This window comes from Leucobacter tardus (assembly GCF_017583045.1).
GTDB lineage: Bacteria > Actinomycetota > Actinomycetes > Actinomycetales > Microbacteriaceae > Leucobacter > Leucobacter tardus.
Genome location: NZ_JAGFBF010000005.1, coordinates 728,609 through 746,265, shown reverse-complemented (window position 1 = coordinate 746,265; position 17,657 = coordinate 728,609). Strand labels below are relative to the sequence as shown.

13 protein-coding genes are annotated in these 17,657 nt (G+C 67.6%); 3 read left to right on the top strand and 10 right to left on the bottom strand.

Going from position 1 to position 17,657, the window contains the following annotated elements:
• Positions 1-10: 10 nt before the first annotated feature.
• The 3 genes from J4H85_RS10405 to J4H85_RS10395 all read right to left on the bottom strand — a co-directional run bounded on the left by J4H85_RS10405 (position 11) and on the right by J4H85_RS10395 (position 5,377).
• Positions 11-2,509, bottom strand: a complete 2,499-nt coding sequence (locus J4H85_RS10405; RefSeq protein ID WP_208239351.1) for a GcvT family protein — start codon at positions 2,507-2,509, stop codon at positions 11-13.
• Between the two features lie 112 nt (positions 2,510-2,621).
• Complete coding sequence (locus tag J4H85_RS10400) at positions 2,622-4,079, bottom strand: flavin reductase family protein (protein ID WP_208239348.1); 1,458 nt, start codon at positions 4,077-4,079, stop codon at positions 2,622-2,624.
• Positions 4,076-5,377, bottom strand: a complete 1,302-nt coding sequence (locus J4H85_RS10395) for an aromatic ring-hydroxylating oxygenase subunit alpha (protein WP_243893610.1) — start codon at positions 5,375-5,377, stop codon at positions 4,076-4,078. Before J4H85_RS10395 ends, J4H85_RS10400 begins: the two co-directional genes overlap by 4 nt.
• 143 nt (positions 5,378-5,520) lie before the next feature.
• Here J4H85_RS10395 and J4H85_RS10390 point away from each other — a divergent pair, with 143 nt between their 5' ends.
• From J4H85_RS10390 to J4H85_RS10380, 3 genes are all read left to right on the top strand, one after another.
• On the top strand, positions 5,521-6,453 hold the full coding sequence (locus J4H85_RS10390; protein WP_208239347.1) for a LysR family transcriptional regulator: 933 nt from the start codon (positions 5,521-5,523) through the stop codon (positions 6,451-6,453).
• Positions 6,454-6,575: 122 nt separating this feature from the next.
• On the top strand, positions 6,576-7,790 hold the full coding sequence (fdhA, locus tag J4H85_RS10385; protein WP_208239345.1) for a formaldehyde dehydrogenase, glutathione-independent: 1,215 nt from the start codon (positions 6,576-6,578) through the stop codon (positions 7,788-7,790).
• A gap of 84 nt (positions 7,791-7,874) precedes the next feature.
• Complete coding sequence (locus J4H85_RS10380; protein WP_208239343.1) at positions 7,875-8,684, top strand: IclR family transcriptional regulator; 810 nt, start codon at positions 7,875-7,877, stop codon at positions 8,682-8,684.
• Positions 8,685-8,735: 51 nt separating this feature from the next.
• Here the strand turns inward: J4H85_RS10380 and J4H85_RS10375 are convergent, their stop codons facing one another.
• From J4H85_RS10375 to glyA, 7 genes are all read right to left on the bottom strand, one after another.
• Positions 8,736-10,073, bottom strand: coding sequence for an MFS transporter (locus tag J4H85_RS10375; RefSeq protein WP_208239341.1), 1,338 nt, complete (start codon positions 10,071-10,073; stop codon positions 8,736-8,738).
• A 98-nt stretch (positions 10,074-10,171) separates the two neighbouring features.
• Positions 10,172-11,035, bottom strand: a complete 864-nt coding sequence (gene purU, locus J4H85_RS10370) for a formyltetrahydrofolate deformylase (protein ID WP_208239340.1) — start codon at positions 11,033-11,035, stop codon at positions 10,172-10,174.
• 85 nt (positions 11,036-11,120) lie between these two features.
• Entirely contained in the window at positions 11,121-11,756 is a 636-nt protein-coding gene (locus J4H85_RS10365; protein ID WP_208239339.1) for a sarcosine oxidase subunit gamma, read from the bottom strand.
• Entirely contained in the window at positions 11,749-14,733 is a 2,985-nt protein-coding gene (locus tag J4H85_RS10360; protein ID WP_208239337.1) for a 2Fe-2S iron-sulfur cluster-binding protein, read from the bottom strand. The genes J4H85_RS10365 and J4H85_RS10360 overlap by 8 nt, the downstream gene beginning before the upstream one ends.
• Positions 14,730-15,020 carry a sarcosine oxidase subunit delta gene (locus tag J4H85_RS10355; protein ID WP_208239336.1) on the bottom strand — a complete coding sequence of 97 codons (291 nt, stop codon included), beginning with the start codon at positions 15,018-15,020 and terminating at the stop codon, positions 14,730-14,732. The genes J4H85_RS10360 and J4H85_RS10355 overlap by 4 nt, the downstream gene beginning before the upstream one ends.
• A 21-nt stretch (positions 15,021-15,041) precedes the next feature.
• Entirely contained in the window at positions 15,042-16,259 is a 1,218-nt protein-coding gene (locus tag J4H85_RS10350; RefSeq protein ID WP_208239335.1) for a sarcosine oxidase subunit beta family protein, read from the bottom strand.
• 2 nt (positions 16,260-16,261) lie between these two features.
• Entirely contained in the window at positions 16,262-17,575 is a 1,314-nt protein-coding gene (gene glyA, locus J4H85_RS10345) for a serine hydroxymethyltransferase (protein ID WP_208239334.1), read from the bottom strand.
• Positions 17,576-17,657: the final 82 nt, after the last annotated feature.

Here is a 17,657-nt window from a genome sequence, read left to right as displayed (position 1 = left end):
AACACGAGGACTAGCCTCGCAGACGTTCCATGGCGGGGTCGTAGAGCGGGTCGTCGACCACCGTTGCCGGAATCAGCTGGTCGAAGTACTCGATCTCGACCGTGTCGCCCGTCGACGCGGTAGCAGGAAGCCAGGCGTAGGCGATCGGTGCGCGCACGGTGTAGCCGTACGCGGCGCTCGTGACGTACCCGGCGACTTCGCCGTTCACCCGCACGGGCTCATTCCCGAGCACCACCGATACTCCGTCGTCCACCGTCAGGCAGCGCAGTCGCTTCGTCGCGGCCGCTGCTCGCTCCGCGAGCGCGTTCTTGCCGATGAAGTCGTCGGTCTTCGACGCCTTGACGGCGAAGCCGAGTCCGGCCTGCTCCGGCTCGTGCTCGCTCGTCATATCGGTGCCGAACGAGCGGAACCCCTTCTCGAGGCGGAGCGAGTTGAATGCCTCGCGGCCTGCTGCGATGAGCCCGAACTCTTGTCCGGCTGCGAAGATCGCATCCCAGAGTCGGTGCCCGACGTCGGCGGAGGCGTAGAGCTCCCAGCCGAGTTCGCCCACGTAGGAGAGACGCATCGCGGTGACGGGAAGCCCCGCGATGGTGATCTCCTTCGTGCGGAAGTACTTCAGCCCGTCATCCGAGAGATCGTCGTTCGTCACCTGCGCGATCACTTCGCGGGCGAGGGGACCCCACAGGCCGATGCAGCAGGTTCCCGCCGTCGTCTCCTGCACCGTCACCCACTGCGCCGGATCGGCGGCACTCTGCGCGCGAGCCTCGCGTGAGATGTACGCGAAGTCGATGTTGCTGTTCGCGCCGACCTGGTAGGTCTGCTCGTCGAGGATCGCGACCGTGATGTCGCTGGTGATGCCCCCGGCCTCGTCGAGGAGCAGCGTGTAGCTGACCGCTCCGGGCTTGCGCAGCATGCTCGAGGTCGTGAGGCGGTGCAGCAGCGGACCGGCACCGGGTCCGATCACGGTGAAGCGCTTCAGCGCGGTCATGTCGTACATGGCGACGGCGGTGCGGGTCTTCCACGCCTCCACCGCCGAGATCGGCGAGTGAAACTGTGCCGACCAGGCATCGCGCTCGGGGGACGCCCACTCGGCGGGGAGCTCGGGCAGCAGCGCGGCGTTCGCCTCGTACCAGTGCGGGCGCTCCCACCCGTTCGTCTCCAGGAAGAACGCGCCGAGTTCGCGCTGACGGTCGTTGAACGGGCTGAGGCGCACGTCGCGCGGCGAGACGCGCGGCTGCAACGGGTGCAGGATGTCGTAGATCTCAACGAAGTTCTGCTGGGAGGTCTCGCTCACGTACTCGGGAGTCGTGAGGGCGTCCTCGAACCGGTTGAGGTCGAGTCCGCTGAGGTCGGTGCGGGAGTGGCCGAGTGCGATGAGCTCGGCCACCGCCCTCGCGATGCCGGCGGCGTGGGTCACCCACACGGCCTCCGCGACGAAGAATCCGTCGACCTCTCGGGACTCGCCGACGAGGGAACCTCCATCAGGAGTGAAGGAGAAGATGCCGTTGAAGCCGCGCTCGACCTCGGTGCCGCGAAGCTCGGGGAGGAGTTCCTGCGTGGCCTCCCACTCGGAGACGAAGCCTTCCGGGGTGAACGCGAGGCTCGAGGGCATCCGGTCGCCCGTGATCTCATCCGGACGGTACGTGGGAAGCGTGTCGAGATCGATGGGCATCGGTCGGTGGGCATAGGAGCCGATGCCGATGCGCTCGCCCCACTCGCGGTAGTAGAGGTCGCGGTCCTGATAGCGCAGGATCGGCCGGCTCGTGCTGTCGGGGTACTCGTTCACGCCGATGAGACTCTGCACGGGCTGCGTCCAGGCGAACTGGTGTCCGAGCGGCAGCAGCGGGATCGGGGTGCCCACCATCTTCCCGATGTTCGGCCCCCAGAACCCCGCGCACGAGACGACGATGTCGGTGGGGAATCGCTCCTCGCCCGCAATGACGGCGGTGACCTTGCCTCCGGACTGCTCGATGTCGGTGACGATGGTTCCGCCGCGGAACTCGACGCCTGCGGCTTGCGCGCGCTCGATCACCAGCTGCGTGCCCTGCGCGGCCAGCGCGCGTCCGTCGCCCGGGGTGAGGAGGCCGCCGAGAACGAGTTCGGGATTGAGCATCGGGAACTGTCGGAGGCACTCGTCGGTGTCGATCATGTGCGCTTCGACGCCCCACGAGCGGTTCCAGCCGGCGCGCCGATGCAGGTCGTGCAGGCGTTCCGGCGTCGTCGCGATCTCGAGGCCGCCGACTGCCTGGAAGGATCCTCTGCCGTCGGGCCCGATCAGCGAGCTGAGCTTGTCGATGGTGTATTGAGCGAACTCGGTCATCGACTTCGAGCCGTTCGAGGAGAAGACGAGTCCTGGGGCGTGCGACGTCGATCCGCCCGGCAGGTGCAGGGGGCCCTGCTCGAGCACCAGCACGTTGTCATGGCCGAGTTGGACGAGTTCGTCGGCGAGATTCGCTCCGACGATACCCGCGCCGATGATGACGACGCGTGGGGTGGCGGGCTGGGGCATCGTGAACTCCCTCGTTCGATGTGTTGCGTATGACGCACGGTGTGCGCTCAGTGCAACTATTGTCTCGTGTTGGGTCCCGCCCGCGCAAGGAGACGCGGACGGAGAATCGGAATCAGGCGTCGATGACGAGGTCCGACTGCGGTGTGGAGCAGCAGGGCAGGAACTTTCCGGCTTCGATCTCGCGCGCACGGATCCCGCCCTGGTGGTGCATCTCGACGTTGCCCTCGAGTTTGACGACCTTGCACGAGCCGCACATGCCCTCCTGGCAGTTCATCGGGATGCGCACGCCCGCTCGCTTCGCCACATCGAGCACACGCTCATCGCGATCGATGCGCACATTCTTGCCGGTGCGAATGAAACGCATGGTGAATTCCCCCTCGCCGACCGTCTCCGCATCGCCGTGCTCGGCGGTCGCTGCGACCGTTCCGGCATCCGAGATCTCGGCTGTCGTCTCGGACGCTTCGGCCGGGTCGCTCGGGGCTGCCGCTGCGTCGGCCGCGGACTCCTCGACGTCGGCGCGGGTGCGATCGGTGAGCAGCTCGAGCTTCAAGCCGTCCGCCTCGAGGGTCCCCTCGGCATCGTGACTCGGGGTGTACAGATCGAAGGCGGAGGGTTGCTGCTCGTAGTACTCATCGGTGGCCGCCGCCGTGTGCTCTTCGGCGAGCTCGCCGGCGATGGCGACCTCCTCCTGGTACTGCTTGAGCGTTTGCCGGTCGCCCGAGAAGTACTCGACATTGATCGATGAGTCGTCCACTCCGACTTTCCGGAGCATGTCGACGGCAGCGTTGAGATAACCCTCGGGCCCGCAGGCGAAGACCTGCCGACCATTCGCATCGGGTGCGATCTCGTCGACCATGGCGGGGGTCAGGCGGCCGACCATGCCCTCCCAGGTGCCGGGAATGCTCCGGTCGCCGAGCGAGTAGACGACCTTGATGCGCGTATCGGTGGCGGCGAGGTGCTCGAGCTCCTGCGAGAACGTGAAGCCCCCCGGCACCGCTCCGTGGTAGAGCATCACGATGTCGGCGTGCCCCGGGAGCGTGTGGATCGTGCGGATCATCGACATCAGCGGGGTCACCCCGGCACCCGCGGCGAGAAAGAGATATCGGGCTCGACGGTCGACATCGGGCAGGTGGAACGCCCCCACCGGTCCGAGCATGTCGAGCACCGTCCCCGGACGCACGTGCTCGTGCACCCAGGGGGAGACGAGTCCACCCGCATCGCGCTTCACCGTGACCGCGAACGTCCAGGGCTGCGTCGGCGCGCTCGAGATGGAGTAGCTTCGGTCGACCGGATCCTCATCGGGACCGTGGACCGGGAACTCGATGTTCAAGTACTGACCCGAGCGGAACGCGAGCGGTGCTCCGTCGAGCCGACGGAACACGAAGGTCATCATGTCGCCGGCTTCGGGGATCGTCTCGACGCACTCCGCCAGAAACTCCTGGGGATGCCACGGGCCGAGGGCGCGTGCCGCTCCCTCCGGGGTCGCGGAACTCCGGAGCACCCGGTTCCACGGCATTTCGAGACCCCGGATCCGCTGGGCTTGAGTGAGGGCGGATGGGGTGTGCGTCATGCCACGTGCTCCTGCATGCGCTGCACGTACCAGTTGATGAACGCTTCGACCTGATACTCGCTCTTCATGTAGGGTCCTGGTTCATACACTGGGCTCGACGCCCCCTGCTGGCAGAGCTCGACGAACGCCTTGTCCTGCAGGTTCGTCTGCTTCCAGGTGTGCGTGAGCTTGTCGAGGTCGTAGTCCACGCCTTCCACCGCATCGTCGGCGACGAGCCAGGTCGTGCGGACCAGGGTCTGGTGCTCGTTGATGGGAAACGCGCCGAACGTGATGACGTGGTCGCCGAGAAAGTGGAACCAGCTGTTCGGCTGGAGGTGCATCGAGCAGCGACCGAGTCGGAAGTCGGGCAGATCTCCGAGAAGCTTCTTCGACAGACGATGGCCGTCCGGTGAGAACGATTCGCCGTCCCCGTCGAGCGACTCGCGAGAGATGCGGATGCCGGCGACGCGGGTATCGAGCTCCTCCACGACCTCGTAAGGGAGTCCGTAGCGGCGGCACCGGTACTCCAGTGATGCTTGCGCGTCCTGATTTCGCTCCCACACGTCCTCGAGGTGCTTGGGCACCGTCTCGTCGGTGAGGCCCCAGGTCGGGAAGAGTGAGCAGGCGAGTTCGGGGTGGCCGTCGCAGTGGTAGCACTCGCGATTGTTCTCCATCACGAGCTTCCAGTTGCCCTCTTCGACGATGTTCTGCTGGTAGGCGACCTTCGCTGTGGAGAGCTCGTGCGGGGCGAGGTAGGGTTCGAAGATCTTGGCGGTCTCGTCGAAATCGGTCGGCGGCTCGTCGGCGAGGCAGATGAAGATGAGTCCGGCGACAATTTTGCCGTGTGCGCGTTTGAGTGCGTAGCACTCCTTGTCGAAGTCGATCTCACCCGGCGCTGACGCATGGATCAGTTCGCCCTCGGGGGAGTACGTCCAGGAGTGGTAACCGCAGACGAGGTTCCCCGTCGTGCCGGTGGGCTCCGTGAGCACGCGAGCGCCGCGGTGGCGGCACACGTTGTGCAGTACGTTGACGCCCGCGTCGTCGTTGCGCAGCACCACGAGGGAGTACGGTCCGTACTCCACCGTGACGTAGTCTCCGGGCTCGGGGACCTCGGCGACGCTCGCCGCGTAGATCCAGTGCTCGCCGAAGATCGCACGCATGTCGACGGCGAAGAGGTCCGGGTCGGTGTAGAAGGGCGACTCGAGTGAGAACCCCGCTCTGCGTCGCTCCAGGAGGTCCGAGATCTCTGCGAGCTTCTCGCCGGCGATGCCTGCGCCGGTCGTCGACGGTGCGGGGGACAGATTGATTGCAGGGGCCAAGATTCATCTCCACTGATGCCGGGGCGTGATCGACAACCGGATCGTCGACGACGCCGAGAAACGGGCTGCTGATCGCAACCTAACCAAATCTTGTGCTGCAGGAAAAGCGTTAAATAGTGGTGACATTCATGCATAATGGCTGCATGATCGACTCACGGTTGCTGACGCTCAGAACTTTCGCCAGCTGCGGGACGGTTTCCACGACCGCGGAGCTCACCGGGTACTCCCCGTCGGCGGTCTCGGCGCAGTTGCGAGAGCTGCAGCGCTCGCTCGATATGCAACTGCTGGTGAAAGACGGGCGGGGCCTGCGGTTGACCGCCGCGGGGCGATATCTGGTCAAACGGTCGGACACGTTGATCGCCGAATGGGAGTCCATCAAGGCCGCCGCGCTGCGTGCCGGCGACCAGACGCCGACGCACTTCGGCATGGGCGGATTCTCGACCGCGGCGTCGAATCTGCTCGCGCCGCTCGCCGCGCACGTGAAGCGCGAGCGACCGGGGGTGCAGGTGCACGTACTCGAAGCCAGTCCGGCACGTTGCCTCGACCTGCTGGTCGCCGAGCGCATCGATCTCGCCGTCGTGGTCGCGAGTCAGGCCGAAGTCGATGTGGACGGCGATCCGCGGTTCGAGCAGATCAGCCTGCTCAACGACCCGCTCGACGTCATCGTGCCGGCCGACCACGCCGTCGCGGGGAACGGGCCGGTGACTCTGGAGGAATTGTCGGGCGAGGAGTGGATCACTGATGTTCCGGGCACCCCGTACCACGACCTGTTCACGGCGGCGTTCTCCGCGCTCGGGCTGACGCCGCGCGTGTCGCACGAGGCGGCGGAGTGGGACACCTCGACGGCGCTCGTCGAGGCGGGACTCGGCATCGGTCTCGTGCCGAGGCTCGCAAGTCTCGAGGGCGCCCGGAATGTGGTCCGCGTGCGGATCGCCGGTCAGCGACGGCCGACGCGCAAGATCGTCGCGGCGGTGCGCTCCGGAAGTGCCGGATCCCCGCTCATCACCGAGTCGCTGGCCTATCTCCGCGCGACCGCTCAAGAGATTCTCGCGTCCCGGCTCGACGACGAGAGCTAGAGCGCGCGGCTTGACAGCGGCGTCCGCGGGGATCGAGAATGCTCGGACGGGCCTCATATTCAACTGATATCCCAGTGATCGATCGAGGCCCCGGTTCCCACTACGGAGTAGGAGACTCAACGATGAGCAACAAGGCAGTGAGCTACGCGGGTCCGGGCAAGGTCGAGGTCATCGACACCGAATACCCCGATTTCGTGCTGAAGGACGGGCCGGGAGTGAACCCGGCCAACGTCGGTCGCCGGGTCGACCACGGCGTGATCCTGAAGACGATCGCGACGAACATCTGCGGTTCCGATCAGCACATGGTTCGCGGTCGCACGACCGCTCCCGAGGGTCTCGTGCTCGGGCACGAGATCACGGGCGAAGTCGTCGAGGTCGGCAGGGACGTGGAGTTCGTCAAGGTGGGCGACGTGGTCTCGGTGCCGTTCAACATCTCCTGCGGTCGCTGCCGCAATTGCAAGGAGGGGCAGACCGGGATCTGCCTCAACGTCAATCCCGATCGCCCCGGATCGGCGTACGGCTACGTCGACATGGGTGGCTGGGTCGGCGGCCAGGCCGAGTACGTGCTGGTGCCGTACGCGGACTGGAACGTGCTGAAGTTCCCGGATCGCGACCAGGCACTCGAGAAGATCCTCGACCTCACGATGCTCTCCGACATCTTCCCCACCGGCTTCCACGGCGCGGTCGGCGCGGGTGTCGGAGTCGGCTCAACGGTCTACGTCGCCGGTGCAGGTCCCGTCGGCATCGCCGCGGCGACTTCAGCGCAGCTGCTCGGTGCCTCGGTGGTCATCGTCGGCGATCTCAACGAGGATCGTCTCGCGAAGGCCCGCGCGTTCGGATGCGAGACCGTGAACGTCGGCGAGGGCGACCCGAAGGATCAGATCGAGCAGATTCTCGGCGTCCCGGAGGTCGACTGCGGCATCGACGCGGTCGGCTTCGAGGCACGCGGCCACGGGGCGGATGCGGCCAAGGAGCAGCCGGCCGTCGTGCTGAACTCTCTGATGGACATCACCCGTGCCGGGGGCAATCTCGGGATCCCCGGTCTGTACGTCACGGAAGATCCCGGATCGAAGGACGAGGCGGCGCGCGTCGGCTCGCTGTCCATGCGGTTCGGACTCGGCTTCGCGAAGTCGCACCGGTTCGTCACGGGACAGTGCCCCGTCATGAAGTACAACCGCGGACTCATGCAGGCGATTCTGCACGACAAGGTGAGCATCGCGAAGAACGTCAACGCGACGCCCATCTCCCTTGACGATGCACCCGCGGGGTACGCCGCGTTCGACGAGGGCGCTGCGCAGAAGTTCGTGCTCGACCCGCACGGCATGATCACGCGCTGAGACGCGTCGCTGCGGAGGGGCCGTGTCGTCGGGACACGGCCCCTTCCACGCGTGCGCGCCGAGGAGCGGCCTAGACTGATGTTCATGCATGACGACGCCCCGGGGTCGGGAGGGACCGCGAGCGATACGAGCCCGGTGCAAGCGGTCGACCGTGCGCTCCGCATCCTCGAGATCATCGCCGACGGGGGCCCGCAGTCCGCGAGTGCCGTCGCGCGAGAGCTCGGCGTGCATCGCTCGACCGCCTTCCGGCTGCTCGGCACCCTCGAGGCTCGCCGGTTCGTCTTCCGCGAAGCCGACGGCGCATACGCGCTCGGAAGCGGAGCGCTCCGCATCGCCGGGGCCGTCACCACTCGTGTGGACTTTGCGCGCGAGTCCCAGGCGATCTGCGACGAGGTGACCGCGGCGATCGGGGAGACCTCGAACGTCGCGATCCTGGTCGACGGCGACGCCGTGAACATCGCGCAGGCTACTGGCACGAGCAGTGTCGCGGTGCGCGACCAGTTCGTGGGGCAGCGCACCCCCGGGCACGCCACGTCGTCGGGCAAGACGCTGCTCGCCTACGCGGACGACACGGCCGCGCGGATCGCCGGTGCGACCGTCGCTCGCTACTCGGACCGCACGATCGTCGATCCCAATGAACTGGAGCGGGAGATGCGCGCGATCCGCGAGCGCGGATGGGGCGGTGCGCTCGCGGAGTGGCAGGAGCACACCAACGCGGTGGCGGTGCCGGTGTTCACGGGTGAGGGGGCCGTCATCGCCGCGCTCAGCGTCACGGCACCGGCATTCCGCATGCCCGAGGACGACCTTCCGGAGCTCGCGGGTCGCCTCAGGGTCTTCGCCGACGAACTCGCAAAGCGTCTCGGACACCTCGCGCCGGGTCGCCGCGCCCGCTAAGGGGGCGAACGACCCGGCGACCGGCCCGTGGTCCGTGGTCGAGGTTCCGGGTTACGGCACGCGCACCACATTGGTGTCGAGCGGCGCGTGCTTCGTCTCGGGAGCCCAGAGGAGCGAGGCGACCCAGCCGACGATCGGGAAGGCGGCGAGCAGCAGGAGCGTCCCGCTGGCACCGTACGCCGAGAGCGCGAGCGGAAAGAGATAGGTGGCGCCCGCGGCACCCACCCGGCTCATCGCGGCCGAGAACCCGACGCCGGTGCTGCGGAACCGCGTGGAGAACATTTCGGGCGGGTACACGTACTGGATGCTGTTCGATGCGACGATGATGAACACGAACGCGCTGAACACCACGAGCTTCAGCACGGGGGGCTGGTCGGCCCAGAGGCCGAGGTACAGCAGCAGGACCGCGAGGATCCCGAACGTCCAGATCACGAAGCCCCGTCGCGTCATGACGTACAGCAACCAGAGTCCGAATGCGGCGCCCGCGAGCTGGAACGCATTCATTACCAGGTCGAGCCCGAAGCCTCCGCTGAAGCCGAGTTCGCTGAGCACCGGGTTGATGAACGTGAAGATGGCGAAGAGCGGACCGACCTGGCAGAACCAGAACAGGCCGGCGTACAGCACGCGACGCCAGTCGTTCTCGACGAAGAAGTCGCGGAGCGTCGTGCTGGTCGTGGATTCGACCGCGGGGTGCAGCGTGTACCCGCTGCCGTAGTGGCGCGTCACGATCGCCTGAGCCTCGGCTTCGCGACCCTGACTCTGGAGCCAACGGGGGGATTCGGGGATCCCGAGCCTGATGAGGAGCACGATCAGGGCGGGCACGGCGCTCGACGCCAGGAGCCAGCGCCAGGCGTCCGGCTCCCAGAAGTGCGAGACGACGAATGCGGCGATGAAGCCCACGAACCAGAACGGCCCGATCGCTCCGACGAGCACCGTGCGCTTCTTCACGGGCGCGAACTCGGCCAGCAACGAGGTGCCGACCGCGTACTCGACCCCGATCAGCAGTCCGAGGATGAGTCGCAGGGCGACGAGATCCCAGGTACCGACGACGAAGAGCTGCAGCAGGGAGACCACGGTGAAGCCGACGAGGTTCCAGAAGAACACTCGTTTGCGGCCGAAGCGGTCCGCCACGCGACCGAAGAGGAGTCCGCTGATGAAGATGCCGATCAGCGCGCTCGCGGCGATGAGGCCGGTGCCGAGCAGCGAGAGGCCGAGCTCTTCGGTCGCCGGGACGACGGCGCCGCCGATCACGCCGAGAATATAGCCGTCGACGAAGATGCCGCCGAGGCAGGCGATCGTGACGAGGACGACGAGTCGGTTCACGGGGGCGGCGTCGTAGGGGATGGTGCCGGTGCCGGTGGGCAGGGAGGAGGGCTGCGTGGTGCTCACGCGCGCACCTCCTCAGGACGAGGAGGGGTCATAGTCGCCATTCCAGTCGATCGAGCGAGGGAGGGGGAGAGGTGGCTGTGGGTGGCAGCCGGGTGGGATCAGCGGAGCACGACCGTGCGTCCGCCGTTCAGGAAGACGCGGGATTCGCAGTGCCACTTCACGGCCTCGGCGAGTGCCTTGGACTCGGTGTCGCGTCCGGCGGCGACCAGATCTTCGGGACTCGAGGTGTGGTCGACCGGCTGCACCTGCTGGGCGATGATCGGGCCCTCATCCAGTTCGTGGTTCACGTAGTGCGCGGTGGCGCCGATGGTCTTCACGCCGCGCTCGTACGCCTGGTGGTATGGCTTCGCGCCCTTGAAGGAGGGCAGGAACGAGTGGTGGATGTTGATCGCCCGGCCGGTGAGTTCGCGCGAGAGATCGTCGGACAGAATCTGCATGTACCGGGCGAGCACGACGAGGTCGATCTCGAACCGGTCGACGATGTCGAGCAGCTTCTCTTCGGCCTGCGGCTTCGTCTCAGCGGTGATCGGCACGTGGTAGAAGGGGATCCCGTGCCACTCGACCAGCTGGCGGTGGTCGGGGTGGTTGGAGACCACGGCGGCGATCTCGGCGGGGAGCTCGCCGGTCCGCTCCCGGTAGAGCAGGTCGTTCAGGCAGTGCTCGAACTTCGAGACCATGATGAGCACGCGGGGGCGGGCATCGATCGGTCGCACGTCCCACTCCGCCCCGTAGGTCTCGCCCAGCTCGTCGAGTTCGGCCTTGAGCGCCGACACGTGGTCGGCTTCCGCCGTGGGGAGCGCGAAGTGCGCGCGGAAGAAGAAGCGCTGCGTCACCGGATCGTCGAACTGCTTGAGCTCGATGATGTCGCCGTCGTGATGGACGAGGGCGCCGGTCAGCGCGTGGACGATGCCGGTGCGCTGCGCGCACGAGAAGGTCAGGATGAACTCGTTCTTCGCGGTCATGATGCTTCCTTGCAAATGAGGTCGTGAGAGAAAGGGGAGGTCCGGGCGCTCGAGGGGAGCGACCCGGACGCGTCCCGACGTGCGCTTACGCGCCGCCGAGGCCGCGCGTGGCGAATCCGGCCGCCCGGAACTCGCGCATGCCGTCGATCAGCCAGAGCACCGTGTACTCCGCGAACGATGATCGCGGCAGGATACGATACGTGTCGCGAGCCGAGCGGTGAATGATCACCGGGATCGTGCCGAGCAGCGTCTGCACGGCGTGCCCCACCTGGAAGGCGCGGGGATGCAGGTCGACGTGACAGCCTTTCTCCAGCACCGCGCGGGCTTCGCTGCCGCTCAACTCGATGATGGTCCGGTTTCCGGAGAGATCGATCACCTGTCCCGGCAGTCCTTCGATCGCCGCAGCCGCGGCGTCGGCCTCGCCGGGAACTTGCTTGCGCGACGCATTGACCACCAGGAACTCGTCGGGCGACAACCAGATGCAGTGGGCCCCGTCGGCGTCGCCCGTAGTCTGTCCCGACCAGGTCGGCAGCGCGACGCCGAGCGCGCGTTCGATGCGTTCGGCCGAGGGGGAACCCGGAACGGCGCGGACGCCGAGCTGCGGTGCGAAGGCGATCTCGCGCACCGCGACGACGCCGGGAACTTCGGCGGCCGCCATCTCATCGGTGAGGCCGGCCGCGGGAGAGCGGCGCAGCTGATCGAGGTGGGTGGTGTTAGCCATCGCGACGGCTCCCTTCGGGGTCGAACAGAATCTGGGGGGTGATCTGGACATCGATCAGACGGCCGTCCTTCGGGGACTGCACGATCTCGCCGGCACGTCCGCGTCCGTTCTCGATCAGCGCGAGCCCGAAAGGATGTCCGAGCGCGGCCGATAGGTAGGACGACGTGACGTGACCGATCATCGGGACCGGACCGTCCTCCGGGGTCACCGGCGTTCCCGAGGCGATGAGCTGTGCGCCCTCATCGAGGCGCGTCCTGCGGTCGACCGGGACGACGCCGACCAGGTGCTTGCGGTTCGCGCGCAGGTTGTCGTCGCGTGCGAAGGAGCGCTTGCCGACGAAGTCCTTGAGCTTCGAGACCGCCCACTCCATACCGGCGTCGTGCGGGGTGACGGTGCCATCGGTGTCCTGGCCGATGATGACGAGTCCCTTCTCCGCACGGAGCACGTGCATCGTCTCGGTGCCGTACGGCGTGATGCCGTACTCGGCGCCGGCCTCCGCGATGAGCTCCCACGTGGACAGTCCGTAGAAGTTGTCGACGTAGACCTCGAAGGCGAGCTCCCCGGAGAAGGAGACGCGGGCGATGCGCGCCGGCACGCCGTTCACGAGCGCCGTCTCCCGATAGGCCATGAACGGGAAGGCGTCGTTGGCGACATCGATCTCCGGCGCGATCCGCGCGATCACCGCACGGGACTGCGGGCCGGCGACCGCGACGACGTTGTACTGCTCGGTCACCGAGGTGAAGCAGACGTCGAGCTCGGGCCACTCGGTCTGGTGCCACTCCTCGAGCCAGTCGAGCACCTTCGCGGCGCCGCCCGTGGTGGTGGTCATGAAGTAGTGGTCCTCGGCGAAGCGCATGGTGACGCCGTCGTCGAAGAGCATGCCGTCGGGCGTGCACATGAGACCGTACCTGCCCTGACCGACCTTGAGCTTCGCGAAGCCGTTCGTGTAGATCCGATTCAAGAACTCGGGGGAGTCGGCGCCGCGAATCTCGATCTTGCCGAGCGTCGACGTGTCCTGGAACCCCACGGAGTCGCGGACGGCGGCGCACTCTCGCAGCACCGCGGCGTCCATGTCCTCGCCGTCCTGCGGGTAGTACCACGGTCGCTTCCACTGTCCGACGTCTTCGAAGAGCGCACCGTGCGCGACATGCCAGGGCTGGATGTTCGTCACCCGCGCCGGATCGAAGAGCTCGCCGCGCCGCCGACCGGCGAGTGCCACGAACGGCACCGGTGTGTAGGGCGGACGGTTCTTCGTGGTGCCGACCGCATCGGGATCCTGCGAGTTGAGGACCGCGGCGATGACACCCATGGCGTTGACGCCGGAGGTCTTGCCCTGATCGTTGGCCGTCGAGATCGAGGTGTAGCGCTTGATGTGCTCGGGGGAGCGCATGCCGGCACCCGTCGCGCGGAGCACATCGGCGACCGTCTGGTCGCGCTGCAGATCGACGAAATGGGTGCGCCACTCGTCGGCCGCAGCGGCTTCGAGCGACGCGCCGCGCGCCGGGACCACCCAGAGCGGACGGACCGCTGCGTCGGGAGTCGCATCGGGCCCGGCCGGAACGACGAGCGGAGCGGTATACCCGAGTTCGCGTGCCGCGAGGTGACCCGCTTCAGCGCCCTCGCGCAGCGACGCGGCGAGACTCGTCGCGCCGTTCGCCGACCCCACGACGGCCTGATGCTGCACGGGCGCCTCGGGAACGAAGGCTGCGAGGTGCGCATCCCACCGCACGCGACCCTGACGGTTCGTGTGCAGATGCAGCACGGGGGAGTACCCGCCCGAGACCGCGAGCAGGTCGGTGTAGAGCTCCTCGTGCTCGCCCGCGGGGCGTCCGTCGGCGTCGAGTGCGGAGACGGTGACGGCCGAGACGCGACCGTCGGTCTCCGCCGCGGTGTCGAACAGCACGGAGTCCGAGGCCGAAGCCGTGTCGACGACGGCGGAGCCGAAGATGCCGCGGACGCCCGTCCGAGCCAGCACGGCTGCGGCGCGCGGCGACGCTTCCCGCCGCGAATCGACGACCGCCGCGACCTGCAGTTCGGAGTCGATGAGGTCTTCGACGAGCGCATAGGCGGCGTCGTTCGTCGTCGCGACGACCACGCGGGATCCGGCGGCGACGGCGTAGCGGTTCAGGTAGGTGCGCACGGCACCGGCGAGCATGATGCCCGGGCGGTCGTTGTTCGCGAAGACGATGGGGCGCTCGTGCGATCCGGTCGCGAGCACGACCCGCTGCGCGCGCACGTGCCACACGCGCTGGCGCGAGACGCCCGACGCCGCGAGGCGCTCGCGCTCCGCCGCTGGGAGGTGCGCCGTGCGGCGCTCGACGGCGATGACGTAGTTGCTGTCGTAGCTGCCGATCGCCGTCGTGCGGGGCAGGTAGGTGAACTCCTCGTACCCGTCGAGCCGGTCGATCGTGGCGCTCGCCCATGAGACGGAGTCCTGCTCGTCGATCTCGCCGTCTTCACTGCCGGGACGTGATGAGAGAAGGCTGCCGCCGGGAAGCGGCTGCTCATCCATGAGCAGCACCCGGGCGCCGGTCTTCGCCGCTTCGCGGGCCGCGGCGAGGCCGGAGGGTCCGGCGCCGACGACGAGGACGTCGGTGTGCACGTGACGGTGGTCGTACACGGCGCCGTCGCCTGCCGGATCGAGGCGGCCGAGACCCTGCAGCCACCTCGCCTCGAGTCCGTCGCAGGCGTGGATCGTGGTCGCCGGGAGCATGGACTCTGCCGGCTGGCCGCTCTGCTGCGACGACACGTGCAGCAGCGCATTGGGCTCTTCGACGCCCGCGGTCAGAATGCCGCGCGCACGAGCGAGGTACAGCGAGGGTCCGCAGGCGATGCGATCGTCGGCGATCGATGCGCTCGCGACCGTATCGCCGTCGAAGCCGTGGACCTCGACGCCGTCGAGGGTGAAGGTGAATGCGTCGTCACGGTCGATGCCGTGACCGGGGGAGTGGGCGGGCGACAGGCGCGAGGCGGTCATCGTGCGCTCCCTTCGATGTCGGGGGTCTGCTGACCCATGGGGTAGACGGCGAGGAACTCGTAGGTCACGGTGTCGCGAACGGCGTTGAACCACTTGCGGCAACCGGCCGAGTGCTGCCAGCGCTCGGCGAACGCCCCCTTCGGGTTCGCGCGGTAGAAGAGGTACTCCGCCCACTCGCGGTCGGTGAGCGCGTCGGGATTCTCGGGATAGGCGACGTGCGCCTGGCCGCCGTAGTGGTACTCCACCTCGTCACGGGGACCGCAGTTCGGGCAGTCGATGAGCAGCATGAGCGTGCCTTTCGTCTCGGGTCAGTGGGCGACGGCCGCGGCGCCGTGCTCGTCGATGAGGTGGCCGGTTTCGAACCGGTCGAGGGCGAACGGAGCGTTCAGCGGATGCGGCTCGTCGTGCGCGATGGTGTGCGCGAACGTGAGCCCCGCTCCCGGCGTGCCCTTGAATCCTCCGGTGCCCCAGCCGCAGTTCACGTACAGCTGGTCGATCGGGGTCTTCGACACGATCGGCGAGGCGTCGAACGTCGTATCGACGATGCCGCCCCAGGTGCGCAGCAGGTGGGCGCGGGAGAAGATCGGGAAGAGCTCCACCGCGGCGGCCATCTGCTCTTCGATGACGTGGAACCCGCCTCGTTGGCCGTAGCCGACGTACGGGTCGATTCCGGCGCCCATGACGAGTTCGCCCTTGTGGGCCTGCGACACGTAGACGTGCACGTGGTTCGACATCACGACCGTCGGGTGGACGGGTTCGAAGAGCTCCGAGACCAGCGCCTGGAGGGGGTGCGACTGGATCGGGAGGCGGAAGCCGGCGAGGTCGGCGAGCACCGAGGAGTGCCCTGCGGCCGCCAGTGCGACCTTGCTCGCGCCGATCCGGCCCCGGGAGGTTTCGACGCCGACCACACGGTTGCCCTCCTTGACGAACCCGGTGACCTCGCAGTTCTGAATGATGTCGACGCCCATCTCATCGCACTTGCGGGCGAACGCCCAGGCGACATGATCGTGCTTCGCGATGCCGGCACGCGGCTGGTAGGTCGCACCCATGACGGGGTAGCGGATGTCGTCCTCGATGTTGATGATCGGGCAGACCTCCTTCACCTGTTGAGGGTCGAGGTACTCGGCGTCGACGCCGTTGAGCACGTTCGCGTTGACGCGACGGCGCGACTCGCGCACGTCCTGCATCGTGTGGGCGATGTTCATCACTCCGCGCTGCGAGAAGAGGAAGTCGTACTCGAGCTCCTCGGGAAGCTGTTCCCACAGCTTCATCGACTGCTCGTACATGCCTGCCGACTCGTCCCACAGGTAGTTCGAGCGGATGATGGTGGTGTTGCGGGCCATGTTGCCGCCGGCGAGCCAACCGCGCTCGAGGATCGCCACGTTCGTGATGCCGTGCTGCTTGGCGAGGTAGTACGCCGTCGCGAGACCGTGACCGCCGCCGCCGACGATGATGACGTCGTAGGTGGGCTTCGGATCGGGGTTCCGCCACAGGAAGTCCGGGTGCTCGGGGAGGAGGTCGGCCACGATCAGGCTCCGTTCTCGTCGGTGGAGAGGTTCGGGTAGAGGGGATGCGCCTGCGCGAGGGACTGCACCCGCTCGCGCAGCGCATCGAGAGTCGCGGCGTCTGCACCGGTGTCGCCGGCGCCGACGATGAGCGTCTCGGCGATGATGTCGGCCACCTCGGTGAACGCCTCGGTGCTGAACCCTCGGGTCGCGAGGGCTGGCGTGCCGATGCGGAGACCCGATGTCACCATCGGGGGGCGCGGATCGAACGGGACCGCGTTGCGGTTGACGGTGATGTCGATGGCCGCGAGCAGGTCTTCGCCCTCCTGGCCGTTCAGGCTGCTTTCGCGGAGATCGACGAGGACGAGATGCACGTCGGTGCCTCCGGAGAGGACCCGGATGCCGCGTTCGGCGACGTCGGGTTGGGAGAGCCGCTCCGCGAGGATCTTGGCTCCGGCGAGCGTGCGCTCCTGCCGTTCACGGAATTCGGGGCTCGCGGCGATGCCGAATGCGACGGCCTTGCCGGCGATGACGTGCTCGAGCGGACCCCCCTGCTGTCCGGGGAAGACGGCGGAGTTGATGCGCTTCGCGATGTCGGCGTCGTTCGAGAGGATGATGCCGCCGCGCGGCCCGGCGAGCGTCTTGTGGGTCGTCGAGGTGACGACGTGCGCGTGGGGCACGGGACTCGGGTGCAGCCCGGTGGCGACGAGGCCGGCGAAGTGCGCCATGTCGACCATGAGGTACGCCCCGACGGCGTCGGCGATCGCTCGGAACCGTGCGAAGTCGAGCTGACGGGGGTAGGCCGACCAGCCGGCCACGATGAGTTGCGGACGGTGCTCGTGGGCGAGTCGCTCGACCTCGTCCATGTCGATCGTCAGCGTCTCCTCGTCGACGCCGTACGCGGCGACCTGGTAGAGCCTGCCCGAGAAATTGATCTTCATCCCGTGCGTGAGGTGACCGCCGTGCGCGAGGTTGAGGCCGAGGATCGTATCGCCCGGCCGGATGAGCGCGTGCATGACGGCGGCGTTGGCCTGGGCGCCGGAGTGGGGCTGGACGTTCGCGTACTCGGCCCCGAACAGCGCGGTCAGGCGGTCGATCGCGAGCTGCTCGATGACGTCGACGTGCTCGCAGCCGCCGTAGTACCGGCGACCGGGGTACCCCTCGGCGTACTTGTTCGTGAGCACCGATCCCTGTGCTTCCATGACGGCCTGGGCCGTATGGTTCTCGGACGCGATCATCTCGAGACCGTCGCGCTGCCGCGCGAGTTCGAGGTCGATGCGAGACGCCACCTCGGGGTCGAGGTCGGCGAGGGTCCGCGTGAGGGACTGCGTTGCCACCGGGGGAGGGAATGCCACGTTGCGCTCCGTTCGATCGCTCGTCTCGCGGGGAGTCGAGGGAATCTCTCATCATCAGCAACTG